Origin of the sequence: Oleomonas cavernae, from assembly GCF_003590945.1 — a bacterium.
Taxonomy (GTDB): Bacteria; Pseudomonadota; Alphaproteobacteria; order Zavarziniales; family Zavarziniaceae; genus Zavarzinia; species Zavarzinia cavernae.
On record NZ_QYUK01000011.1, the window covers coordinates 2895326 to 2920260 of the forward strand.

Consider the following 24935-nt stretch of genomic DNA (forward strand, 5'->3'; position numbering starts at 1 on the left):
CAGGCCCGTTACCCTGCGAGGGGACGTAGCCGCGCTCGAGGGCCTCGGCATAGGCCGCGGGTCGTACAGTGGCAGGTCGCCGTCGCGGTCCGTACGCGCCATGTACCCGAGCATCAGTTCCTGCGCCTGCCTGGTCGGCAGCACCTTGAGGAATTCGGTGCTTTCCACGCGCAGCCCCTCCTCCAGTGACATCGAGCCGCCGATGTACACGGATCGCTTGATGGCCTCGATGGCATCCCGGGACCGCGCGCCCAGGTACTTGCCCATGGCAATGGCGCGATCGAGCAGTTCTTCGGGCGGCACCACCTCGTCGATATAGCCGATCTCGAGCGCCTTCTTGGGCGGCAACGGCCGCCCTTCGAGCATGATCATGAGGGCGCGATGGGCGCCGACCAGCCGCGTCAGACGCTGGGTGCCGCCGCCGCCGGGGTTGAATCCCAAAAGCACCTCGGGCTGGCCGATGAAGAAATCCCCATCCGCCATCAGGCGGACATCGCAGGCCTGTGCCAGTTCGCTGCCGATGCCCAACGCAGACCCGTTCAGGGCGGCGATGAAAATGGCGCCACTGCAATTCATCCGGACAAAGGTGTTGTGCAGCCGGTCGAGTTGCATCGCCCCACCCAGCGGGGTCAAGGACGCCACGGTCGACAGTCCCGGCGTCCGGCGGGCAACGGAGGCGGTCCGGACGATGGCTGATGCGGCGCCGCGCCCGACGGATGGGGTGGCCTTTCCACCCTCCTGCAGCCAGCGAAGCTCGGCATGGCCGATGAACCGCCCAGGATGCGTTCCCGTCAGGACGACCGCCTTGATGCTGCGGTCGGATTCCACCCTGTCTACCAGTGAGGTAAGCCCGCTGGCGATATCGGGGCCCAGTTCCGCGAGAGGGCCGCCATCCAACCGTGCAATCAGTACAGGGCCGCGAATTTCCACATCGATGCGCCCGACTGACACGCGCTTTTTCGTCATCTCTCAGTTCCTCCGCTGGCGGGCATGGAGAGCGGACACGATCTCCATCGGTGATCTCTCGATGCTTCAGGACGTTTCAATAACATCGTTATAATGAAAATAACATCGTTATTATTGAAGCGCAAGCCTGTCTGTGTCGCCGCCGATTCAGGCTTGCTCGGCCGTGAACGACGCCCGGTCGGCCGCCGCGTATGCGGCCACGGCGCGGTCGGCCCCGGTGGTGCGCCGGAGCCGGTCCACGATCGAGGCCAGCATGGAGGCAGGCAAGGCGCAGGTGAGTTCACCTGCGGGGAGGTCGGCGCGAACACGGCTCACGGCGCAGCCGGGGCTGACCGACACCCTGCCGCCAAACGCCCGCGGGACGATCTGGCACTGCGGCTTCGCCACCAGGCTCAGGCGCGGACAAGCCGCTTGGAGCGTCATCAGCGACAGTGGCGTGAGGCGGATCAATACCACGTCGGGGGCCTCTGCCTGTGCCAGCGGCTCGTAGGTAATTGTCGCGGGCGCGAAGGGCAGGCTCGGCGTGCTTTCGAGGTCGGCGGCGGTCACCCATCCGCTTGCGACCAAGGCAGCGGTATCCTGCGCCGAAGCTGCGGCGTGCAGGCTGATCAGACCGTGGGTAAAGCTGCCGACGCTGCAATGCGCGTGATCATGAGGGGTAGTCTGGAGTTTCAGGGTTTCCGCGGGCGCCCAGAAGCAGCATCCGGCCGGCTGAGCGGCGACGGCAGCGGCCGGCATCGTGACAAGGGTCTTCGAGAGCGAGACGCCAACGGGCGGATGCTCGAGCCCGAGAAGCTCGGCAAGATCCTGGGACAATGCGGCAATTCTAGACATGGAGCGTTACCTCTTTGCGATAATGAAGCCGGGTCAAAAAGCAACGCGGATGTGATGGGTGTCTATATCGATGCTGATGGCAATCGCATCGGTGCCGACTTCCCGCCAGTGTGGCGTTTCATGTCCGTCGATGATCACTTTCACCTTGCCGGACGGTAGCCGGTCGACGGTGAACTCGGTCGGCGTTCCTTTCTTCGATGGCGTTACCGCTGTGGTAACGATCTCGAGTTCGCGCCGGTCCATGTGGTTGCGAGCCAGGCGAAGGCCCAGGTTCGGATAGTCGACGTTGCGCACCGAGGGTTCGCTGTGCATCGCGACGTTTGGACGGGTGAATACCCGTGACCATGCCCCCGGCTCAGAGCACTCCGTCATCATCATCGTTGCGTTGATCTGGCCACGAGGCCATTGCATTTCCAGCCCGAGCCAGAAGGCGAAACGGCTGTTTTCGTCGCCGAAGAAACGCGGCTCGAATTGCGTCTCGGTGACCTCGCGGATGCGTCCCTCGGTGATGTCGTCGCCCAGCTCTCGGGCCATCCACAGCGCCGTGGACAGCATCTGCGGATCATCGGCCAGTTGGACGAGGGGGACCTTGGGGTTGCTCCACCCGAGCTGCCGCATGGCCATCTCGTAGAGTTCGATGCAGAGTTGAGGATCCTGCGGGTAGAGGTAGTGGAGAACACAGATTCCGCTGTAAGCGTTGAGCGGCCCGGGAAGCGTGAGGGTCGCCTTCGCGATCGGGTCGTAGTACATCGCGAACCAATCGATGGCACCGTGCCGGTTGCGCCCCATGTAGTGTTTTTTGGCGAACTCGATCCATCCAAGAAACGGGTCGTTCAGCGCCGTGCCGAGCAAGCCATCATAAAGCTTCAGACCCAACCCGGCCGCGCTGATGCAAAAGGGCCAGATCTTGGTGTTTTCGCAATGGGGGCCCTGCGGCCTGGCCGCAAACTGGGCGGAGAGGAAATTCGCCATACGCTCGTGCGTCCAGGAGAACCGGCGATTCTGGTAGCCGCTGACCTCGAAACTCGTCTGCTCGCGATGTTCCCCGGAGACGTAGCGCCGCATCCCCAGCAGCAGGTTGAGCCAACCCCGGTAGAACAAGTTGCCGTCACAACCGATCGGGTCTGGCTGAAGACCCCAGGGTTCCACGCCGTTGGCTGTCCACCCCGGCATCGCGTACCGTCCCCGCAGCTTTTCGGGAATCATGCACAGCCATTCGGGGGATACCGATCGACGTTGGGATCGGGGCCGATCAGCGTGTTCCAGTCGATCCCGCCCCAGAACGAGGTATATCGTTGGGCCAGTTCGTCCAGGATGCGCGTATAGGCTTCACGCCACGCGGGAGTCGCCTCCAGCATCAACGGCAGCACATACCCCATCTCCGCTAGGTCGAAGCGCGGAAACGCACACATCGGCGGCTCGCTGTAGCGGTCCCACCAGGCATGCGGCTCGCCTTGATCGCTCCAGTCATCGACCGTCGTCGCCTTGTCCCACATGAAGCGAAACCAGCCCAGTGCGCGGTCATTGAGGCCTTGAGAATGCATGTCCATCATGGCTCCGGCATCGGTTCGCCTGTGGCGGCGCGGATCACCCAAAGCGTGGCGCGCGCGTTCCAGGCGTTCGACCACTTGGGATCCAGTTCATTGACGGCGGGCAGGACGACGATCTTCTCGGCGCCGGTCGAGCCGGGATCCGGGGCCAGATACGCCCCTGGTATCGCCGTCTTGGGGCACTGCTCCCGACCGATCGCGATCAGCTTGCGCGTCAGCCCGTAGAACCACAGCAGGACGAACGCGCTTCCCAACAGTTGGGCTTTCCCATGAAGGACGTCGTGCACGATCAGATCCACGGCGCGCGGGGAAATCAGCGCACGCAGCGCGCGGGCGCTGCTGGCGTACACGAGCCCGTGATCGACGACCTTCGCGGGACCGGCATGGGTACTGATCCGCCGCGAGGGCGCATCGAAGCGCCAGTGCCGCGCAACCCGCGTACCCGCCCGTATTTCGAAGGTGAAACTCCGGCTGATCTGCGAGCGGATCGAGGGCACGGCGATCGAGCCCAGGGCGAGGCCGTGCCCAAGGAATGACAACAGGATCCGCAGTGCGATGTCAGGAATCAGTGCCATGTGCGCTCATCCCCCTTGCCCCCGATGTATCGGCCGCAGGCAACCGCGGCAGCGATGCTGGTTCCTATTTATAACGTCGTTATTTCTCCTATAACATCGTTATTATCTGCCCGCAAGGGTCTGTCGATGGCCGCCCAACCTCATTGAATGCAAGTACCAGGCGCGGCCGCGACCGTTAGCGCGCGGCTGCCTGGCCGCGCTCCGCTGACCTCGTCGCACTGGCGGCCGCGAGGATCGACTTGCGGGCGAGTTCTGGACGGTCACCAAGTCCGACGACCATGTTGATGCCCAGCGGCAGCAGGACGTCGCGAACACAGTCGTCGAACTGGATCAGGTGCCCGGCCAGTTCGAGGCTGATGAACCCGTGGACAAAGCTCCATAGCTGCGCGGCAATGACAGCCGGATTGTCCTTGCGAACGCGGCCGGCCTCGACCAGGCGTCTGGACGCCTCGATGAGGTGGCCATAGGTAGCCTGAAATGCGGCCGACCGGGTATCGGAACCTGCCGGGGTTTCAAGCTCGATTGCCCGGTAGGCCCCCCTGGTCGATAGGCCGAACATGAGATCGTAGAGATGCGGATTCCGCTTGGCGACGGCCCGGTGAGTCAGCGCCAAGGTGAAGATATCCGTGACGGAATCACCCGTTTTCGGTGCGCTTTCGAAAGCCGCGACCAACACCCGGAAGCCATGATCGGCCACCGCACCCAGCAACTCGGGCATGCCGCCGAAGCTGCTGTAGACAGCCATCGTCGAGACTTGCGCCGCCTTGGCGATGGAGCGGGCTTGAATGGCCGATGGGCCTTGCTCGGCGAGCAGGCCGATGGCGGTATCGATCAGCCGGCTGCGAAGATCAGAGTCTGCGGGATGCTTTGCCATAGCCAACGTCATGCCATAACGTCGTTATTTCTCCAACAACAATGTCACCCCTGCTTCATAAGGATATCCCCTTGCGATCAGTCGGCGAGGAAGTCCAGGACCTCGGTCACGAAGGCCTCGTGGTACTGGAAGACGCCGCCGTGCCCGGAATTTGGATAGATCGTGAGCTTGGCATTCGGCAGGCGGCGCGCCATGTCTGCTGAATGGCTGCTGTCCACCATGAGGTCGCGGTCGCCGTTCGCCACGAAGACGGGTTGAGTGATGACCGAGAGGTCGTCGGGAGCACTCAAGCCAGCCGCTCTGATGGCCTTCAGCTGAGCACGCCGAGCCTGCAGCGAAATGGGCGTGTCACGGTTCGTGGTGCGCTCCTTCAGTCGGGCGAAGTAGGCCCGTGCGGCGCGCTTGCCGTCCGGGGTGCGGGGGAAGAACAGGAAGTTCCTCGCGTCACTCAGGGTGAGCGCCGCTTTGAGGTAGGCCATGACAGCGACCCGGGTGATCTTCTCGATACCGCCGCCGCCCCTGGGCCCCGTTCCGGCAAGGATCATCCGGCGCACAAGGTCGGGGGCCTGTAACGCGACCATTTGCGCTACGCCGCCGCCCAACGAGAAACCGAGAAGGTCGACCTTCTTGAGTCCCAAGGCACGAATGAAGGCGATGGCATCGCGTCCCATCTCCTCGACCGTGTCCGGCACCGATCCCCCCGACGCACCGACCCCACGGTTGTCGAACGCTATCACGCGACGCTGTTTAGCAATGCCATCGATTACATGCGGATCCCAGTCATCGAGCACCGCCATCAGGTGATGGAGGAAGATTACCGGCACGCCGGAATCGGGGCCGAGTTCTCGATAAGCGAAAGGTACCCCGCCAACGCTGATCGAGCGGGTCGGTACATCTTTCCATTTCATTTGGCTCTCCTGTAAGGCAAGGGGGGGCATCGCCCCGAGACAAGAATCTCTAGGCCCTTGCGCGCTGGCGCCGGGTCCGGAAGGTGCCCCAGCCGCTCTTCGTCGCTGCTTTCAGGAACGCCCAAAGCCCGCTTTCGTTGGGACGCGGATCGCCGCCGCCGGCAATCCGACCGAGTTGCAGCGTGTACCAGAAGATTTCCATGATCCCCGCGCGGTCCACCATCGGGATGCCCGTCTTGATCGGGCGCACGCGCACAGGGCTGTCGTGTCCCCGCAGCAAGGTCGCCGGGGCGTCCGGATCGATGGCTAGAAGCCGTGCGAGGCCGATCACGTCGAGCGCCCCGGAACGCAGCGCGGCGTTCATGCCGGCGACACTGCGGAAGCCGCCGGTAACCATCAGCGGCACCTTCAGCGAGGCACGCGCCTTCTCAGCGAATTCGAGGAAGTAGGCCTCGCGCGCCACGGTGGAGGCTTTCTGTGGCTGCTGGATCGCGCCCGACATGGCCGGGGCCTCGTAGGTGCCGCCCGAAATCTCGATCAGGTCGATGCCGGCGTCGACGAGTGCTTGCATCGTGGCCAGCGATTCCTCTTCGGTGAAGCCGCCGCGCTGGAAATCGGCGGAATTGAGCTTGATGGCGACGGTGAAGTCGCTGCCGACCTGCCGGCGGATTTCGGCATAAACGGCCAGCACGAAGCGGCGCCTGTTTTCCGGGGTGCCACCCCACTGGTCATTGCGCCGGTTGTGGTGCGGTGACAGGAACTGGCTGACCAGGTAACCGTGCGCGCCGTGTATCTGCACGCCGCTGAAGCCTGCCTTCTTGCAAATGGCCGCGCTGCGCCCGAAGCGCTGGATGATGTCCTCGATCTCGGCATGGGTGGCTTCGCGCGGGGTTTCGAACAGCGCCGCCATGTCCTCGCGAAACGGTACGGCCGACGGGGCCAGCGTGCCGGCGTTGAGCCCCTTGGTCGCCTGCTTGCCGGGATGATTGAGCTGGATCCAGATCGCCGCGCCCTGGTCGGTGGCAGCACGCGCCCATTGCTGCAGCATCGGCAAGTCGGCCTCGTCCTCGAGCGCGACGTTGCTTGGCTCGCCCAGCGCGCGGCGGTCGATCATCACATTGCCGGTGATGAGCAGTCCGATGCCGGACGAGGCCCAGCGCCGGTAAAGCCCGATAAGCTTCGGGGTCGGCCGGTTGGCGTAGCTGGCCAGGGTCTCGCTCATGGCTGCCTTGGCAAGGCGGTTGCGGATGGTGCTGCCGTTGGGCAGGCGCAGGGGCTGAGCCAGCAGATTGGTTTCCATTGAGGAAGCGTCGGGCATGGTCGTTTCTCGCGTGTTTCGGGGGCGGACTATCGGGCTGCGGCCGGTTTGCGCACGGCTGATGCCGTCGGCACGTCGAGCTGGAAATCCTTCCGGATGCCGGCATCGAGGAGACCGGCGGGAGCGAATTTGTGCAGCAGGCGCAGCCGGCCGGCGGTGACGCCGGCGGTGTATCGAAGCTTGGGCCGGGCTGCCTTCGCAGCCCGCAGAACCACCTCGGCCACCACGCCGGGATCGTCTGCCTTTGGCATCAGAACCTGCACCAGCTTGTTCAACGCAGCGCGGATCTCGCGGTATTCGTCGAGCTTGGCATCGGGCTCCACGAAGTTCGCGTCGAACGCCGTCTTCGTGTAGGCAGGCTCGATGACGCAGACGCGGATGCCCCTGGTGCGCAGTTCGTGGTCGAGGGATTCCGAGTAACCTTCGACGGCGTGTTTGGTCGCGGAATAGAGCGCCCCGAAGGGCATAGGCAGAAAGCCCAGCACCGAGCCGATATTGATGATGCGGCCGCTTCCCTGTTTGCGCATGTGGGGTACGACGGCGCGGGTCATCCTGACGATGCCGAAGAGGTTGGTTTCGAAGATCGCGTGCGCCTGCTCGACCGAACTCTCTTCCGCGCCGGCGGGGGCGATCCCGAAGCCGGCGTTGTTCACCAGCAGGTCGATGCGGCCCTCACGGCGCAGCAATTCGCTCACAGCGGCCGCAACTGAAGCGTCACTCGTCACGTCGAGCGGCAGCATCTCGAAAGACCGCTCATTGAGCTGCGCGCCGCGCCGGCTCGTGCCGTACACCTTGTAGCCTGCCGTGGCGAGCCGCTCGGCCGTCGCCTTGCCGATGCCGGATGAGGCGCCTGTCACCAGTGCAATGGATTTCTTGGGGCTCATGGCAATGCCTCCCTGTCAGTGGGATTCGAGTGTGACGGGCAAGGCGGCACACCCACCGCCGGATCGCTTGGCGTAGTGCTGTTGAGCGACAGATATATGATAATCATCATATTTTTGCTCACACCAAAAGGTCCTCTCAGGCGCAAAGGCGCTCACGGGCCAGCAGGGGCGAAGTGTTTTAGTGCCGACTCCAGCAGGGAGTCTGACAGTTTGGGGTCGTCCACGGCGCGGGCCAGCATCAGCGTGCCCACCATTGTGGAGACCATGACCAATGCCTGCTCGTGGGCGCCCGCCTGGCCCCAATCGGGCAAATGCCGGGCGACCGAGTCGATCATCTCCTTGATGCGGCGGGTGGCGGCACGTCGCACCTCGGGTGCCTGGCGCGGCATCTCTGATCCCAGAGCGGCGACGGGGCAACCTCTTTCCAGGTTCCTGACGTGCTCCTTCGACAGATAGGCGCACATCATGGCTTGCAGGGCCTGCCCTGGCGGCGCGGCGGCGGCGATACGGGCGGAGGTGGCGATGGACTCGGCGCCGGCCCGGTCAGCCGCCTCGGCCAGCATGGCCTCGCGCGACGCGAAGTGGGCATAGAAGCCGCCATGCGTAAGGCCGGCCTGCTTCATGATGTCGGCGACGCTCGTACCGTCGTAGCCGCTGTGCCGGATGGCGCGCGCGGCCGCATCGACGATGCGCTGATGCGTGGCTTCCTTGGATCTGGGGCTGGCGTTTCTCATATGATGATTATCATATTGAAAATTTCAGAATGTACAAGTCCCTCTTGCCGATACCGGCAAGTTTCCTCTGAATAGAGGCCCGCCGATATCGTTTGCATTAGCACCGCACCTACCCTCAGGAGGGGCTCGGTCGGCTTCCCCGGATCAGCTTCCGCTGCAAGCCGGGGCCTTTCTGCCCGACAGAAGGGCACGCGCCTGAGATGGGCACGGCGCGGTCATCATGGTTCTTGCCCGTCAAACGGAGGTTTGGTGGACAGGACTGGATTGAGCGGAGGCCTCTCGCGAACCTGTCGCTGGTCGCCCGTGAAGTCGTTTGGAGTGTGCAATGGGCGGAAACCGCCCAATCTTGATCCCAGTTTCCATAACCCCCGTTATGCGCCGGACCCGGGCTCTGCCTTTTGTCCGAAGTGAGCGCTTCTGCATCGGCGTCGGTTCCGACTGGCTCACCCACGTCCTCGCCGTGCTTGGCCTCGGTAGGCTGCACGCCGGGATCAATCAATGGGGCGAGCAAGTGACTGGCCGCGTGACGGCGCCTTCTAGATCGTCTGTCCGTCGGTTGTGGCCCGTGCGTTCTAGGCACGGCTTGCCGACGAAATCCGAAGCCTGCCGCCCGGCTTGGCGCTGGAACTGGCGATGATCGACTCCCCCTGCGCGATCGGGCGCCGGTTTACTAGAAACGCTTCGCCGACTAGAAACGCTTCGCCGAAAAGTAGGAAGGCGCCGCAGTTACCTGCGGCGCCTTCCGGTCACTTACGGCCGGAGCCGTTTTTGGTCGGATCGACGAGCACATAACTCATGCCCGGCTTGGGAGTCGGCGGAAGGGGCTCACCGCGGGTAACGGTGCGCTCTTCGCCGGTGCGCCCACCACGGGAACCGACCTGCTCGTACTGTCCAGAACGGGGAGCAGTCGTCCCCGGCTTCAAAGGTCCGCTCATGGCGGGCCTCCTTTCAATCTGACGCAGATTGAACTTGCTTTCCCGAGTCCGTGCGCCTTAATGGCGTCGTCAATATACGTTCGGGCCGGGTCGGCCACCTGCAAGGGTGCGTCATCACCTTGCCGGATCTCCTTTGGGCGAGGCGATGCCTCGCCCTTTTTTATTGCGTTACTTCAAGCTGCTTGCGCACCTCTCCTGTTCCGAGTAGTGGCGCGAACGCGCGGAAGTTACGTGTTTGATGGCGCACCCGTCCGGCAACGATGGCGGGATGCACGCCGATCCGCTGCGAGAAAGCAATTATTCCCGAATAGCTGGCATGCGATGTCAGGCCCGCGGTTGCCCATAAGTCTCGCGAGATCAATGCTTCCTCGGCCCACTCGTCGGCCTCGTTCTCGCGAGGGTCTTCGTGGCGTGATGGCGCTTCGCGAAGACTGAAATCATCGACGAATGCCTCGGCCGCGCCGTTGAAGTGACGCCCGACGTGGGCGAGCTCGTGTAGGAGTGAGAACCAGAAGTTATCGATGCGATCGTAGCGCAAAGTCAGCGCAACGATCGGCGCGCCGCCCTCGACAGCACGCAAGGCGGCGCCGTCCAGATAAGTCTTCGGCAGGTGAGAAACGCAGACAAGGTGAACGCCAAGGCCGGACAGCGCGTCTCTTGCACGCTTTGGCCCGTCCTCATGCGCACTCAGCTTCGAAAGCTCGGTGAGCACGTCAAGCGTGATCGAATCGGCTTTGTAGCTTCCCACCAACTTCTGATCTCGGGAAGCCGCGAGCGCCTTCAGACACCACGCCAGCAGGGCATAGGTATCGGTCTTGGCATTCTGGCGCATCGCGTCGTTGCGTCGGCACAGAGGCATCGGCACAGCCTTCATGCCACCTGCGCTCGCGATCAATTCGCCGATCAAATCTCTGGCCTTGGCATTTGCCGAGGCGACCGAGCGAATCCAGCCGCGTTTCGCCATTTCGTTGATCGGGAACCGGCCCCAATCGAGCGAAGATGTCTCTGCGATGTTCCCTGCCGAAGAGGCGTCAGCAACCAGAACCTCGGCGGGAATGCCGAGATGCGTGTGAAGCGCACGGATCATCGCCAACGTCAGCGGCTGCTTGCCGGAAAGAACCTCGGACACCTTGCCACGACTGCCTATATACGGCTCAAGATCGCGCGGTTCGAGCCCCGCCTGTTCCATCCGAAAGCGGATCGCTTCGACCGGCGTCGGCAACTCAATCGGGAAATGCTTTGCCTCGTAGGCTTCCACGAGGTCAGCCAAAACGGAAAGCTCATCGGCCTCAGGAGTTCCGGCCACGGCATCCATGAGCACATCGATCCGCGCCAGGGCAGCCTTATGGTCGGCTTCCGTTCGGATCGGGGTGATGCGCGCCATGTCTAAACCTCCGCCACGTTGATTTTGTCGTATTCGGCGTGTGTGCCGAACCATCGGACCGCGACAACCCCGGCTGCAAAATTGACCTTCACGATCAACCGAAACCGGTTGCCGCCGATGTCGAAAACATATCGCTCCCCGACCTTGTCGGTCTTCGGATAGCGAGTCCGAATATCCTGGTAGGACGTCCAGACCGTCGTTTTCGACGCAACTTCGGCCTTCCACGCCGACAGGCGCTTGGCCACGTCGGCGTGGCGCTTCTGCGCCTCCTCGATAATCTCCACGCCGACCAGCTTCATATAAAGCGTTCCCATTTCAGGATCAAGCGATACGTTCCGGAAATAGGATCGAATCGGCTCGCGCTGTCAAGTTGTGCGCGGATCGGTCTGTCCACATGCTAAAATGAGCCTCGCGACTCGCCCTTGACATGTTCTGCGTTATAGCAAATATAGCAGACATGACAAACGCACAAGCCGTAGCCGCCACCCTTCGCGCAATTCGATCGAAAATGAACTTCACGCAGGAACAGCTTGCCGAGCGGCTGGGCGTGTCCTTTGCGACTGTGAACCGCTGGGAAGGCGGATCGAACCTGCCGCAGAAAGCGGCCCGCGAGGTCATCATGGCGTTGGCGCAGGAGGCCGGGATCGACACCGACGGTGACGCGGGCGAGTCGTCCGATCCCGCAGCGGGCGTAACCCGCCGACGCCGGGGATCGGCATCAGCGGCGCCCTCGACAAAGCCCATGGAGCAAATGCTGTGGGATGCCGCCTGCTCGATCCGCGGCGAGAAGGACGCGCCGAAGTTCAAGGACTATCTGCTGCCGCTGCTATTCCTGAAGCGGCTATCCGATGTGTTCGACGACGAGATCGCGCGCCTCGCGGAAGACTACGGCGACCGCGATACAGCGCTTGAGATCGCCGAGGGCGATCATTCGCTATTGCGCTTCTACATGCCGCCCGAGGCGCGGTGGGGCGCGATCAGTGGGCGCGAAGCCATTGAGTGGCCGCTAGATGACAAGGGCCAGAGCACGAAGCCCAGGGATATCGGCGAGCACCTGACCAAGGCGGTGCGCGCGGTGGTCAAGCAGAACCCTATGCTTTCCGGCGTGATCGACGTGGTGGACTTCGCCGCCGAGCGGAACGGCGAGCGAGATATCAACCCCGCAAAGCTGCGGCTCGTGGTTGAGACGTTCTCCGATCCGCGCTATCGGTTGGGCTTGGCCGATGTGCAGCCTGACTTCCTCGGGCGCGCCTACGAATATCTGCTGCGCAAGTTCGCGGAAGGCTCGGGCCAGAGCGCGGGCGAGTTCTTCACCCCGACCGAAGTCGGTTTCCTGATGGCGCATATCATGCGGCCCCGCCCAGGTGAGGATTGCCATGACTATGCCTGCGGATCGGCGGGCCTGCTGGTGAAGCTGCAACTCGTAGCGCGCGAGCTCGATCCGACCGCCAAGGTGCCTTTGAAGCTCACCGGCCAGGAGCTTCAGGCCGAGAGCTACGCCGTCGCGCAGATGAACGGCATCATCCACGACATGGAGATCGAGATCGCTCGGGGCGATACGATGATCAACCCAAAGTTCCGCACCAACGAAGGCAAGGTGCGCGGCCACGATATCGTCGTCGCCAATCCGATGTGGAACCAGCCCTTCGCGCCGGATGTCTTCGCCAACGATCCGTTCGATCGCTTCCGCACTACCGGCGGCGTCACCACAGGCAAGGGCGATTGGGCTTGGCTTCAGCACACCCTTGCCTGCCTGGGCGACAATGGTCGCGCGGCGGTGGTGCTTGACACCGGCGCGGTCACGCGCGGCTCAGGTTCGAAGAACGAGGACAAGGAGCGTAACATCCGCAAATGGTTTGTCGATCACGACTTGATCGACGGCGTGATCCTGCTGCCGGATAACCTCTTCTACAACACAAGCGCCGCCGGCGTGATCGTGGTGCTGAACAAACGCAAGCCTGCGGCGCGCAAGGACAAGATTGTCCTGCTGAACGCCAGCAAACGACTAAAGAAGGGCAAGCCGAAAAACTACATTCCGGAGGACGCTATTCGTCCGCTCGCGGCAGCCTATCTCAAGGGCGAAGCAGTAGATGGCGAGATAGCGATCATCACGCGACAAGAGGCCGAGGAAGCTGACTACAATTTGAGCCCAAGTCGATACGTTGGTCGCGTTGACGACGCCGAGAAAGCAACTTTGCCAGACCTAATCGCCGAACTGCTGAAGCTCGATGAAGAGTCCAGTGCAGTGAATGCCTCTTTGGCTCAATTAATTGCTGGGGCGGGGAGTTCGAAATGATCCCCGCAGAATGGACGATCGAGCCACTAGAAAGATTGGTTGAATACGATTCGGGGCGTACGCCGGCCCGTGCCAACCCGGTCTACTGGGAAGGCGATGACACTAGGGTGCCGTGGGTCGCGATTTCCGACATGGAAAACTATGACACGATCTCAAAGACGCGCGAGGCGATTACACGTCGCGCGTTCGAAGAAGTTTTCCGTCGAAGGATCGTTCCTGCTGGCACGTTGCTGATGAGTTTCAAGCTCACTATTGGGCGGGTTGCGACGTTAGGAATTGACGCGTGCCACAACGAGGCAATTATCTCGATCCGCCCAAAGGCACGGGTAGATCAGAGGTATCTTGGGTATTTTCTATCGCAGGTGGACTACGACGATCTTCAGGACCGGCAGATCAAGGGAAACACTCTCAATCAGGACAAGATTGATCGCATACCGGTGATCCTGCCTCCCAAACAAGAGCAAAGTGACATTGCAGATGTGCTGGACTTCGTCCGTCAAGCCATAACTCTGGAAACTAAGGCTACTGAAGTCGCGAGTTCTTTAAAGCGCGCTGCCATGCGCGACCTCTTTGCGACGGGCTTGCGCGGCAAGGCGCTAAAGGAAACCGAACTCGGCCTAATCCCAGACAATTGGGATGTCGTGGAATTTGGTTCAGTGCGTGAATGGCTTCAATACGGCACGTCAACCCCATGCACCTATAAGCCCACAGCCTTCCCGGTGCTGCGCATTCCCAATATCCAAACTGGGCGCGTGAACGCCGAAGACATAAAGTACGGAAACCTGAGGACCGGCGAAGCGAACCGCTATCGGCTGGCGGATGGCGACCTGATCTTCATTCGCACTAACGGGGTTATCGAACGGCTTGGCACGTGCGCGGTTTACGCCGGGCAGCCAGCTGATGCTTTGTTTGCTTCCTATCTGATCCGCGCTCGATTGAATCTTGAACAAATTAACCCACATTTTTTGGCTCAATTCTTTGCTTCAGAGCGGGGCACCCAGATCATTGCGGGACGTGCCACGCCTGCGGCAGATGGAAAATACAATCTGAACACAGGAACTATCGACGGCCTCCCCATCCCACTCCCTCCGACGCTGGATGAACAGCGCGAGATCGTCGAAATTCTCGATGCCATCGATCGGAAAGTTAGCCTGCATCAGCGGAAGCGCGCCGTACTCGAAAACCTTTTCAAGGTACTGCTGCACAAGCTGATGACCGGCGAAATCCGCGTGGCCGATCTCGATTTGTCGGCGCTCGGCAAGGCTCCGCTCCAAGGAGTAGCCGCATGAGCGACCTCAAGATCAGCGAAGCCGGCACCGTTCAGTTTCCGATGGTGAAGCACGCCGCCGAAATCGGCTGGACGCCACTCACCCCCGAAGTCGCCAAGCAGAAGCGCGGCGGCGAAGCGGGCATGCTGCTGCGCGACGAGCTCGAAGCGAAGCTGTCGGAATTCAATACGTGGCTTTCGGCCGACGCTCTGCGCTCGATCATCGAGACGCTCGACGCGATCCCGGCAACGGTCGATGGCAACCGCGAAATGCTGATGTGGCTGCGCGGCGAACGCGGCTGGTACGACGAAGCCGAAAAGCGTCATCGCCGCGTTCAGCTGATCGATTTCGAACATCCCGACGCGAATGCCTTTCACGTCTCGTGGGAATGGACGCTGAAGCCGCCCGCCCGCAAGGGTAACAGGGCGGACGTGATGTTCCTTGTCAACGGCGTGCCGGTCTGCATCGTCGAACACAAGAACCCGAAAGACGGAGACGCCATCGAGCGCGGCATCAAGCAGTTGCGCCGCTACGAGATCGAGACGCCGGAGCTGATCGGCGCCCCGCAGATCTTCAACGTCACGCACCTGCTCGACTATTGGTATGGCGTCACCTGGAACGCCACCCGCCGCGACATGGCGCGCTGGAAGCAGACGCCGGACGAAGCCTATCGCTTCGCGGTGCAGGCGTTCTTCGAACGCACGGATTTCCTCCGTACGCTCCAGCACTGGATTCTGTTCTACGTTCAGGACAGCGAGACGCGGAAATCGATCCTGCGCCAGCACCAGCGCCGCGCCATCGATGCGATCGTCGCCCGCTGCGCTGATCCCACCAAGACCCGCGGCCTTGTGTGGCACACGCAAGGGTCGGGCAAGACATTCACGCTGCTCACGGCCGCGAAGCTAATCCTCGAACAGAAGGAGCGCTTCCAGAACGGGACGGTGATCCTCGTCGTTGATCGCACTGAGCTTGAAGGGCAGTTGAAGGGCTGGGTCGAGCGCGTACTCGGCGAAATGCAGAACCAGGATATCGCCATCAAGCGGGCGAACACCAAGGCCGAGCTTCAGCAGCTTCTCGACGCGGACTTTCGCGGCCTGATCATCGCGATGATCCACAAGTTCGAGGCGATCCGAAAGGATTCGTCTGTCCGCGACAACATCTATGTGTTCATCGACGAAGCTCACCGGTCAGTCGCAAAGGATCTCGGCACCTACCTCATGGCGTCGGTGCCGAACGCCACGATCATCGGCTTTACCGGCACGCCGATCGCCAACACCGAACAGGGCACAGGCACGTTCAAGATTTTCGGCGCCGAGGACGAAACCGGCTATCTCGACAAGTATTCGATCAAGGAATCGATCGCCGACGAAACCACACTGCCGATCAAGCACGTCCTGGCGCCAAGCGAGATGACGGTGCCCGTTGACCGTCTGGACAAGGAATTCTTCGAACTCGCCGCCGCCGAAGGCGTAACGGATATCGAAGAGCTCAACAAGGTTCTGGACCGGGCGGTAGGCCTGCGCACCTTCCTCAAGGCAGACGATCGCGTCGCCAAGGTGGCCGCGTTCGTCGCCGAGCACTTCAAGGAAAACGTGTTGCCGCTCGGCTACAAGGTGTTTGTGGTCGCCGTCGATCGTGAGGCCTGCGCCAAATACAAGCAGGCTCTCGACAAGCTGATGCCGCCGGAGTGGACGGAGGCTGTCTATACGGAGAACCCCGCTGACGTGGTGGATCGCCCGCTGGTAGCCCAGCTCCAGCTGAGTGACGAGCGCGAGGAAGATGTCCGCCTGCTGTTCAAGAAGGCCGACAAAGACCCGAAAATTCTGATCGTTACCGACAAGCTGCTGACCGGTTACGACGCGCCGCCGCTGTATTGCCTCTACCTCGATAAGCCGATGCGGGATCACGTCCTGCTTCAGGCGGTTGCGCGCGTCAACCGGCCGTATGTTGACAAGGAAGGCATCCAGAAGAAGGTCGGCCTCGTAATCGACTTCGTCGGCGTACTTCGCGAGCTGAAGAAGGCGCTGCAATTCGACTCGTCGGATGTGGATGGGGTGATCGAGGATCTCGATCTCCTGATGAAGGACTTTCTAGAAAAGATCGCGAAGGCTTCAGTTGACTATCTCGATGCCGGCGAAGGTGGCGATGCTGACGAACGTCTTGAACGCCTCGTCTATGGCCGATTTCTCGAGCCGGAACCTCGCAAGGCGTTCTTCGAGGCCTACAAAGATATCGAAAACCTCTGGGAAATCCTGTCGCCCTCAAAGGAGCTTGTCGATCACATCGGCACGTTCAAGCGCCTGGCGCAGCTCTATGCTGCGGTTCGCAATGCCTATGCCGACAAGATCGGTTTTGTGGCAGACCTCGCCTACAAAACACGGCGACTTGTCGAACAGAACGCGACCCAGAATGGCCTCGGGCGCTTGACGAAGAGTGTAACCTTCGATGTGAAAACGCTTGAAGCCCTGCGTTCGGACAAAGGCTCCGACGAAGGCAAGGTGTTCAATCTGGTGCGAGGCCTCCAGAAGGAAATCGACGACAATGCCGATGCCGCGCCGGTGCTTCAGCCGCTGAAGGATCGCGCCGAGCGCATCCTTAAAGACCTCGAAAACCGCAACACGACCGGGCTTGCCGCCATGGACCTTCTCGCGGCTCTTGCCGTCGAGAAGGATGCTGCATCGCGGGCGGCCAAGGACACGGGCCTGACGCCGAAGGCATTCGCTGCTTTCTGGGCGCTTCGGGATAATGCGGTACTGAAAAGCAGCGGGATCGATGCGCTCGAACTGGCGAAGGAGATTGAAAAGCTTCTTGCGCGGTTCCCGAACGCCCGGGTGAACCCCGACGAACAGCGACAGCTCCGCGCTTTGCTCTATCGACCATTGATCAACCTTGCGAAAGATGCCCGTGCCGGCGTGGTCGACCTGATAATGGCGAACGTGCTGGGCTAATCACTGGCCATGCCAAAGTATCTTTCAGAACAAGACGCGCTCAAACAGCGTGTCGCTCGATGGGCGCTCAAGCTTAGGGTCAATCCGCGCGTCATCCGCATCCAACGCATGACGCGGAAATGGGGTTCGTGTTCCCGCGCGGGCACGATCACACTGGCCGTCGATCTTCTCGACCAATCGGACGCTTTCCAAGACTTCGTTGTAGCCCATGAATTGCTTCACCTTCGCGTGCCGAGCCACGGTCGCCTATTCAAAGCGCTGATGACAGCGCATGTGCCGGGTTGGCGATCTCTTGAGGTCTCTCGCACGAACAGGCCACGTCGATAGGAGCGGATTGTGTCTCTGAACGGCCCCAAAGACGGACACGCAGAAAGCCGCGCTGGATAAAGGTTCAATGGCAGGTCACTCGAGCATAACGATGAATGGGCCGTCCGGCATTCCAGATACATAACGCAGGATACGGTCGCACTATCGAGCCCAAACCCGCAAATTACCGCGATATCCCTAGCACGACCGAGTGAGTCGCTGGATTTAGGCCGCCTTACAACTACCTATATGATAAAGTTGCCCATTTGCATGGAGGTTTTGCCTGTGGGAAGGGAAGAGCAGCTCTTATCGGCATCCATCCGGGACACGCTGAGGGAAGCGCATAAGGCCGAATCCAAGATCTCATATGAGATGGAAGGCAACCGAACCCTCGAGGACATCGATGAGGAAAATACAAAGCTTGAGGAAGCTCAAGATACGCTAAGGTGGTGTATCCGAAAGCTCTATCGAGACGTCGGTATGCTCGCCGAACGAATGTCTATGCCACTGCTCGCTAAGAGGATAGCGGCCGAGTTCGACAAGACCGCTGAAACGGACTTGGCAGAGATGAAGACATCGCCTTACGATATCGGGCTGATCAGCAAGCATATTGGCGCCATACTTGGCCATTTCGACTCCATTGCTGTCATGACTGACGGCCAAGCCATCACAGGTCTCGATACCTTCCGGACGATATTGGAAAATACCCCCGCAATCATGACGCTCACTGGGATCGACCCCAAAAATGAGAAGGACGTACGCCGAGCGGTTTTCGATGTGTTGAAGATCGCTTTTCACGATGCGATGATGGAGATTACTGTCGGTCAGCTTCTAAAGACCTTCAAGCCAGATCTTGGCGTGCGCTCGTTGATGGCGGCTGCTGAATACAAGTTCGTTGGAAACGAGACTGAATTAAAGGTAGCTATGGAAGGAATTTATGCCGACATGAGGGGCTATCATGGACATGATTGGCGCTCCTTCTTTGCGGTCTTTTATACGACGGATGCCATCGTTCATCGTGACCGTATCATCGAGGAATTCAGTGGCGTAAAGGCTGACCTTAACTGGACACCGATTATCGTGACCGGTAAAGGAGCCCGAAAGCCACGCAAATCTGGTTTGAAGGCCTAAACCCTGCCGAGCTACTACTTGGGAGGACCAGTTGGCCATCTCCTTGGAAGTGCCGGAACTCAGGGGGCGCGCCTGTATCCTAGCTTGAGTGGCGTCCTAGGTCTGCCCTCCATTAGCTGCAGGTAAGTAGGGAAAGAAGAAAAGGCAGCTTCGCGCCCAAATCAGCTGTAGATATCGGCTTCGCTGCTTCCCGAAAGCAGACGTTGCCGGCGATCACGCTGGAGGTCGTGATTGCGCCGGCAGCGGAAGTTGGGCTGCGGCCAGGAAGCAGCCCCCGAGGAGCGGGCGCGAACTACCTCTGTGTACTGGTTAGCCTGCTGCCTCCTCCTCAAGAGTGGTTATCTCGACCAGTTTGCTCAGCATGAGCTCCTTCCAGGCGTCGGCAAGCCGTGCATCGACCTTGGAACGTGCTGGATTGAGGGCCGAGCCCTCGAACCACTTGTCTACCTTTGCGACAATGTCGTCGCGATAGCCGGCACCTTGCCCATAACGCTTGCGCAGGTCGGCCCAGAACTCGACATCGTTGTCGAGATAGGGCTTGAAGGTGTTGCGGCCAATGCTCTGCGCGCGGACGAGGAACTCCTGGTGCCAGTCCGAGAGATCCTCGGCCAAGGTCTCTACGAGCGCCACGGCTTCTGGGGTGGAGGCGAATTGGTTTTGCAGACCATCCAGCCGGCCCTTGATCCGGGCCACCAACTCGCTAGTGCGCAGGTTGGCGTCCGCTCGCACCCCAGTGCCGACCATGTGGTGGACATCGAGGTTGTACCAGGAGCCATTGCGCAAAGCCGCAGCGGCGATGCTGCTTGGATGGCTTGCCTTGAGCTCTTGCAGCAGGCGCTTCTGGGCGACGCTAACCGAACCGGGAATGACCTCGTAATCATTTGCGATCGCGATGGCCTCCTTCGCGAGCGTGACCCGGGCCTGCTGGATGCGGTGAGCGTCGGCGTTGGTGCGCAGCTCGGCCGCAAGGCCAGTGAAGCGCTCAAGGCGCTCCAACTGTCGCTGGCGGATTTGGTCCACCTGCTGGCTGATCTCCTGCCAGACCACCCCAGCGCCCTCATCGGCCACGTTGAAGAATATCACCGGCACCGGCGGTAGGTTGGCGGCCTTGAGGCTGTCCTGGATCTGGCGGCTGCGATAGGCGTAGCCCTCTTCCACCGACTCCACTGGCTCGCCGAGATCATCAATCACTCTGATCGCTTCGTCGCCGCGCGGAAGGACCAGCAGCGCGACTCGCTGGCGGTCGAGCGCGTCCGAGCCCATCTCCTTCAAGCCTTTCAGGATGCTGAGCGGTTCCTGTCCGGGCGCGTCGTTGAACGCGCAGCACAGGATGCTCAGCGCCCGCGAATCGGCCGTCAGCGCCTGCAGGTCGGGTCGGTCCGTGGTCCCGTGGATCCCCTTGGTATCGATAATCGTCAGGTCGTAGGGTGATTTGCGTATGGCCGATTTCGGTAGGAAGACGATCACGCGGTCCGGGATCGAGACACGAGGATGACGGCCGAAGTTGATGTCGGTTACGACCGAAGAAAGCCACTGTAGGCCGGAGGTATTGTTCTCCGACATGAACATTTGCGTCTCGGTGCGCTGCTCCAGGCGCATCCGCGTGACGATGGCGTGAACCACGTCCTCGCGCGCGCCGGAGGCGCCGTCCAACAGCTCTTTGACCGGATCTAGCAAGGCCTTGGGGTCCGAAGAATCCTTGCGCTTAGGGAGGTCAGCCATGCTACGGATGGCGCGCTCCAACTCGGTGGAAATGCCGCCTTTGCCGTCAGCCACGGCATCGACAAACTCCCTCACTAGCAGGCGAACTTCGTCCTCGCCCTTGGGCTCGACGGTGACGCTGAAGGCCGGCGCCGCGCGCACCACCACCTCGCTCGTGGTCGTCCGCCCGCCAGAGGTAGGGAAGATAGCCCGCGGCCGGCCTGCGGAATCCGGATACACCAGGTTCGTCAGATGCGACAGGGCCGTGGTCTTGCCGATGCCAACTGCGCCGATCCAGGCCAGAGCGTGGTCGATCCGCCCGACATAATCCGCCGTCGCCAATAGCGTCTCGCGGGTGAAAATCAGTGGCGCGGTGAGCAACTGATCGAACTCGTCCGCGGCCTCGAATGCCTCCAGGTCCTGAAGCGCCTGCTCCGCCGCCCACAGCACGTCGCGATTGGGGTGACGAAAGTCGGGTCGCTTGGAGACCTTCCAGTCGCGGGAATAGAAATCGAGCATGGCTAGGCTATCTTCGGTGCCGATGGCCTTGAGATAGCGCTCGGCCATCGACCGGTCCGTGACCTCGGTCTTCTCCAAGCGCGAGATAACACTGTTGCTACTGACGCCCAGGCGCTTGGCCATCTCGCCCTGGTTGATGCCTGCATTCTCGCGCGCCTTGCGAAGCGCCGCTGTCGGGACGGACATGTCGCTCTCCTTTGTCTCTACCAGATACGCCTAAAAACCTTGCTATGCAAATTTGATTTGCAAACTTGCACATCTTAGTTGCATATCAGGCTTGGCGGATAACTGGCATCCCGCCGCAGGCGCCTTAAACTCCGCGACAGGAGACGTGCATGGGTATTCCGGCGAGCGACGATGAGAAGGTGATTGTGAGCGCCTTCCTGCAAAGCGGACATCCATGGATGGCTTTCGGCACGGTTATGCTCAAATCGGGGGTTCGCGTCACCATAGCCACGGCGCTGATGTTCCTGGCGCTGGAACAGGGAAATAACGTCCCATCGGTGCTGAAGTTACTCGGCACCTCACTTTAGTCCGGCCGCGCCAAGCTTTGCCCCTCTCAGGATCGCCAAGCGTCACCGCTTGGAAAACCAGCTGGCGGCATGCCACTAGCAGCCATTGCCCTTATACATCCACGGGGCGTTGCTATCCGCCTTGCACGCTGCTCTCTTTAGATTACTGCCACTCTTCTTTCGGCCAGCGCATCACCGTTCCACTTCCCGGCCGTGACAGAGCCTATGAACGTCCCAAACGCGCTGGACTTGCTGCTGGTAGCAAGCATGCATGCTTACAGATAGCGCGCATGGATAGGCTCACATAAAACCTATATAGTTACTACGATCCTCACCGTTCCCCGCCCCTGCGGGGTCGTGGTGGTAGGGGCGGCAGTCGCCGCCTCCAACCACCGGAGGATCCAATGACCACCAACCTCACCGACCGCCAGCTTGTCATCCTGGGCGCAGCTGCCGCCCGCAGCGACCTCATGGTCCTGCCCCTGCCCGATACCCTGAAGCTCAATGCCGGCGCCGCAGCGCTGGTTCTCAAGAGCCTGATTGCCAGGAACCTCATCGAGGAATGCCCCGCCGAGCGGGGCCAGGCTATCTGGCAGGAACGTGATAGCCAGCGTCTCACCCTGAAGATCACCGAGGCCGGCCTGCATGCCATCGGCGTCGAGCCGCCGGCTCCGGACGATACCGTACCGGCGGAGGCCCCCTCGGCAGATGTCGCCGCTCCGCCGGCCCCAGCGGCGATCCGACCGGGCACCAAGCTGGCTCTGGTTCTCGACCTGCTGCACCGCCCAGAGGGCGCCAACATCGCAGAGATCACTGCCGCCACCGACTGGCAGGCCCATTCAGTCCGCGGTTTCATCAGCGGCACCCTGAAGAAGAAGCTCAGCTTGGTCGTATCCTCAGAGGCCGAGGGTGACCGCGGCCGCATCTACCGAATCGTCCCTGCTGTCGGGGACGCAGCATGAGCCGGCTGGCCGCTGCTGACGTCGAGGCCGCCCTGGTGGCCCTGGACACCATGGATGCCGATGCCCTGAAGCTGCGCTGGCAGGAACTCTATGGCAGAGAGGCTCCCCACAAAGCCCGCGCCGAATTCCTGCGCAGGGGATTGGCCCACCGCCTGCAGGAGAATGCCTTCGGCGGGCTGAAGCCCGCCGTGGCACGCCGCCTCGCCCGGATCGCCGAGGAAGCCGCCCGAGGCAATGAAGCGGTGACTGTCTCGCCTGTTGTCTCCGGTCCCGCCCCTGGTACCCGCCTGCTGCGGCAGTGGAACGGCCAGACCCAGATGGTCGAGGTGCAGGTCGATGGTTTTGTCTGGGCCGGCCGGCGCTTCACCTCGTTGTCCGCCGTCGCCCAAGCCATCACCGGCACCAAATGGTCTGGCCCTCGCTTCTTCGGCCTGGGGTCTCGGCCATGAGCCGGAAGCCCCTTGTCCGCTGCGCCATCTACACTCGCAAATCTTCGGAAGAAGGCCTCGAACAGGACTTCAACTCGCTGGATGCCCAGCGGGAGGCCTGCGAGGCCTATGTCCGCTCCCAGGCCCATGAAGGCTGGCGAGCCCTGCCCGACCTGTTCGACGACGGTGGCTTCTCCGGCGGGACGCTGGAACGTCCCGCCCTGCTGCAGTTGATGGAGGCGGTGCGGGCCCGCCGCGTGGACGTGATCGTCATCTACAAGATCGACCGCCTGACCCGCTCCCTCACCGACTTCGCCCGCCTGGCCGAACAGTTCGATGCCCACGGGGTGTCCTTCGTCTCGGTGACGCAGCAATTCAACACCACCACCTCCATGGACCGGCTGATGCTGAATGTGCTGCTCTCCTTCGCCCAGTTCGAGCGGGAGATCACCGGCGAGCGGATCCGCGACAAGATCGCCGCTTCGAAGAAGAAGGGCCTGTGGATGGGCGGGACCACGCCCTTCGGCTACGACATCAAAGACCGCAGCCTCGTCATCAAAGAAGACGAGGCTGCAAGCCTTCGCACTATCTTCAGCCTGTATCTGGAGCTGGGCACGGTGGCCAAGCTGGAAGCCGCGGTGGCGGCTCGGGACATTCGCACCCGGCGACGAACTCTGTCCGATGGCCGAGAGGCCGGCGGCGTCTCAATTCAACGCGGACATCTATACCATCTGCTGTCGAACCCGCTCTACGCCGGCCGCATCCGGCATAAGGAGAAGGTCTACGATGGGGCTCACCCCGCCATCATCGACCAGGCCACCTGGAATGCAGTGCAGACCCTGCTGGCCGACAACACGCAGGGGCCCAGGAAGCGAGTGCCCAGGCCAACGACCGAACCCGGCTGGCTCGCCGGCCTGCTCCTGGATCAGGACGGCAGGACCTTTGCCCTGAACCACGCGAACAAGGGTGGTAAGCGCTATCGCTATTATGTGGAGCGACCAACCCGTGACGACGCGAACAGGAAACTGAAGCGTGTACCTGCAGTCGAACTCGAACGGGTGGTGCAGGAAGCCGCCTGCGGCTTCCTGCAGGATCCCCTCCAGCTCATCGAGAAGCTGGGCATCGACCGGCCGGAGCAGACCGGCTCGATCTTCGAGGCAGTCGACTCACTCAAGCGCCACATGGCCGACAATGCCACCGCGGCCTGGGACAGCCGCATTCGGCCGACGCTCAAGCACATCACGCTTCAGGCAGAAGGCATCAGCCTGTCTTTCGACCGGCCCGCTCTTCAGCAACTTCTAGGATTACCAAGACCATCGAAGTCGGCACCGGACACCCTGGTCATTGATCTGCCGGTCCGGGTCAAGACGCGTGGTGCGCAGTTCAAGCTGGTCCTGCCGGCCACCGGCACGGATGCTCCACGACCAGACATCACCCTCATCAAGGCGGTGGCCAGGGCCCATACCTGGGCACGGCAACTGATCACCCATGAACAGCCGACGATTGCCGCGATCGCCAAGGCGGAAGGCTTCACCAAAGGCTATGTCCGGCGGGTCCTGCGCCTTGCCTACCTGGCGCCTGATATCGTCGAGGCCATCCTCGACGGACGGCAGCCGGTGGATCTCACCGCGGAGAAGCTGATGCTGCATGTGGAGGTGCCCAGGAGCTGGCAGCGCCAGCGGGCGGAATTCCTCGGGATTAGCTGACCAGGCTCTCGATCACTAAGACCATCGCCGAGGCCCTGTCGACAGCCTGTCGCAGGGCCTTTGTTTGTTCCATCAATGCTTCCAGGCTCAAGCGACTGGATTGCCCGACCACAGCGATCTCATGCGCGTCTTCGAGCAGGCCCGTGACGTGCGCGAAGTGTTCGTTGATCTGATCCAGCCTGCCCTCAGCCATGGC

At 61.6% G+C, this 24935-nt stretch carries 22 protein-coding genes and 1 pseudogene; 9 read left to right on the forward strand and 14 right to left on the reverse strand.

Going from position 1 to position 24935, the window contains the following annotated elements; all coding sequences use genetic code 11:
- Positions 1 to 105: 105 nt before the first annotated feature.
- The 12 genes and pseudogenes from D3874_RS31645 to D3874_RS17875 all read right to left on the reverse strand — a co-directional run.
- A pseudogene (locus D3874_RS31645) lies at positions 106 to 966 on the reverse strand (enoyl-CoA hydratase/isomerase family protein); the annotation flags it as partial.
- Between the two features lie 147 nt (positions 967 to 1113).
- A complete protein-coding gene (locus D3874_RS17825) occupies positions 1114 to 1800 on the reverse strand; it encodes a DUF169 domain-containing protein (RefSeq protein WP_119779257.1) in 687 nt (228 codons plus the stop codon).
- A gap of 33 nt (positions 1801 to 1833) precedes the next feature.
- On the reverse strand, positions 1834 to 3006 hold the full coding sequence (locus D3874_RS17830) for a hypothetical protein (RefSeq protein ID WP_199699130.1): 1173 nt from the start codon (positions 3004 to 3006) through the stop codon (positions 1834 to 1836).
- Positions 3003 to 3353, reverse strand: a complete 351-nt coding sequence (locus D3874_RS29435) for a hypothetical protein (RefSeq protein WP_199699131.1) — start codon at positions 3351 to 3353, stop codon at positions 3003 to 3005. The genes D3874_RS17830 and D3874_RS29435 overlap by 4 nt, the downstream gene beginning before the upstream one ends.
- Positions 3350 to 3925, reverse strand: a complete 576-nt coding sequence (locus tag D3874_RS17835; RefSeq protein ID WP_119779258.1) for a hypothetical protein — start codon at positions 3923 to 3925, stop codon at positions 3350 to 3352. The genes D3874_RS29435 and D3874_RS17835 overlap by 4 nt, the downstream gene beginning before the upstream one ends.
- Positions 3926 to 4100: 175 nt before the next feature.
- Complete coding sequence (locus tag D3874_RS17840; RefSeq protein WP_119782359.1) at positions 4101 to 4799, reverse strand: TetR/AcrR family transcriptional regulator; 699 nt, start codon at positions 4797 to 4799, stop codon at positions 4101 to 4103.
- A gap of 77 nt (positions 4800 to 4876) precedes the next feature.
- The gene (locus D3874_RS17845; RefSeq protein ID WP_119782360.1) at positions 4877 to 5707 is read right to left on the reverse strand and encodes an alpha/beta fold hydrolase; all 831 of its coding nucleotides are present in this window, start codon (positions 5705 to 5707) and stop codon (positions 4877 to 4879) included.
- 49 nt (positions 5708 to 5756) lie between these two features.
- Positions 5757 to 7025, reverse strand: a complete 1269-nt coding sequence (locus D3874_RS17850; RefSeq protein ID WP_199699132.1) for an NADH:flavin oxidoreductase/NADH oxidase family protein — start codon at positions 7023 to 7025, stop codon at positions 5757 to 5759.
- Between the two features lie 29 nt (positions 7026 to 7054).
- The gene (locus D3874_RS17855; RefSeq protein WP_119779260.1) at positions 7055 to 7909 is read right to left on the reverse strand and encodes an oxidoreductase; all 855 of its coding nucleotides are present in this window, start codon (positions 7907 to 7909) and stop codon (positions 7055 to 7057) included.
- 152 nt (positions 7910 to 8061) lie between these two features.
- Positions 8062 to 8643, reverse strand: coding sequence for a TetR/AcrR family transcriptional regulator (locus tag D3874_RS17860; protein WP_119779261.1), 582 nt, complete (start codon positions 8641 to 8643; stop codon positions 8062 to 8064).
- A gap of 1095 nt (positions 8644 to 9738) precedes the next feature.
- Complete coding sequence (locus D3874_RS32495; protein WP_119779263.1) at positions 9739 to 10962, reverse strand: ImmA/IrrE family metallo-endopeptidase; 1224 nt, start codon at positions 10960 to 10962, stop codon at positions 9739 to 9741.
- 2 nt (positions 10963 to 10964) lie between these two features.
- A complete protein-coding gene (locus D3874_RS17875) occupies positions 10965 to 11261 on the reverse strand; it encodes a type II toxin-antitoxin system HigB family toxin (RefSeq protein ID WP_158596091.1) in 297 nt (98 codons plus the stop codon).
- A gap of 158 nt (positions 11262 to 11419) precedes the next feature.
- On the opposite strand from D3874_RS17875, the gene D3874_RS17880 reads away from it, so the two are divergent.
- The 5 genes from D3874_RS17880 (at position 11420) to D3874_RS17900 (ending at position 18911) form a co-directional block, all read left to right on the forward strand.
- A complete protein-coding gene (locus D3874_RS17880; RefSeq protein WP_119779265.1) occupies positions 11420 to 13258 on the forward strand; it encodes an N-6 DNA methylase in 1839 nt (612 codons plus the stop codon).
- Positions 13255 to 14547, forward strand: a complete 1293-nt coding sequence (locus tag D3874_RS17885; RefSeq protein ID WP_119779266.1) for a restriction endonuclease subunit S — start codon at positions 13255 to 13257, stop codon at positions 14545 to 14547. Before D3874_RS17880 ends, D3874_RS17885 begins: the two co-directional genes overlap by 4 nt.
- Entirely contained in the window at positions 14544 to 17474 is a 2931-nt protein-coding gene (locus D3874_RS17890) for a type I restriction endonuclease subunit R (RefSeq protein WP_119779267.1), read from the forward strand. The genes D3874_RS17885 and D3874_RS17890 overlap by 4 nt, the downstream gene beginning before the upstream one ends.
- 9 nt (positions 17475 to 17483) lie before the next feature.
- Positions 17484 to 17801, forward strand: coding sequence for a M48 metallopeptidase family protein (locus D3874_RS17895; RefSeq protein WP_119779268.1), 318 nt, complete (start codon positions 17484 to 17486; stop codon positions 17799 to 17801).
- A 264-nt stretch (positions 17802 to 18065) separates the two neighbouring features.
- Positions 18066 to 18911: a hypothetical protein gene (locus D3874_RS17900; RefSeq protein WP_147385710.1), complete on the forward strand. Its 846-nt coding sequence runs from the start codon at positions 18066 to 18068 to the stop codon at positions 18909 to 18911.
- 309 nt (positions 18912 to 19220) lie between these two features.
- Here D3874_RS17900 and D3874_RS17905 read toward each other — a convergent pair whose 3' ends face one another.
- The gene (locus tag D3874_RS17905; RefSeq protein WP_119779270.1) at positions 19221 to 21317 is read right to left on the reverse strand and encodes a helix-turn-helix domain-containing protein; all 2097 of its coding nucleotides are present in this window, start codon (positions 21315 to 21317) and stop codon (positions 19221 to 19223) included.
- A 149-nt stretch (positions 21318 to 21466) separates the two neighbouring features.
- Here D3874_RS17905 and D3874_RS28080 point away from each other — a divergent pair, with 149 nt between their 5' ends.
- The 4 genes from D3874_RS28080 to D3874_RS17920 all read left to right on the forward strand — a co-directional run bounded on the left by D3874_RS28080 (position 21467) and on the right by D3874_RS17920 (position 24739).
- Complete coding sequence (locus tag D3874_RS28080) at positions 21467 to 21664, forward strand: hypothetical protein (RefSeq protein WP_147385711.1); 198 nt, start codon at positions 21467 to 21469, stop codon at positions 21662 to 21664.
- 383 nt (positions 21665 to 22047) lie between these two features.
- Complete coding sequence (locus tag D3874_RS17910; RefSeq protein ID WP_119779271.1) at positions 22048 to 22605, forward strand: DUF3489 domain-containing protein; 558 nt, start codon at positions 22048 to 22050, stop codon at positions 22603 to 22605.
- Positions 22602 to 23054 (forward strand): DUF2924 domain-containing protein, encoded by a 453-nt coding sequence (locus D3874_RS17915; RefSeq protein WP_119779272.1) that lies wholly within the window; start codon positions 22602 to 22604, stop codon positions 23052 to 23054. Before D3874_RS17910 ends, D3874_RS17915 begins: the two co-directional genes overlap by 4 nt.
- Positions 23051 to 24739, forward strand: a complete 1689-nt coding sequence (locus D3874_RS17920; RefSeq protein WP_119779273.1) for a recombinase family protein — start codon at positions 23051 to 23053, stop codon at positions 24737 to 24739. Before D3874_RS17915 ends, D3874_RS17920 begins: the two co-directional genes overlap by 4 nt.
- Here D3874_RS17920 and D3874_RS17925 read toward each other — a convergent pair.
- Positions 24732 to 24932: a hypothetical protein gene (locus D3874_RS17925; protein WP_119779274.1), complete on the reverse strand. Its 201-nt coding sequence runs from the start codon at positions 24930 to 24932 to the stop codon at positions 24732 to 24734. The two genes, D3874_RS17920 and D3874_RS17925, sit on opposite strands and share 8 nt — an antisense overlap.
- Positions 24933 to 24935 lie beyond the last annotated feature (3 nt).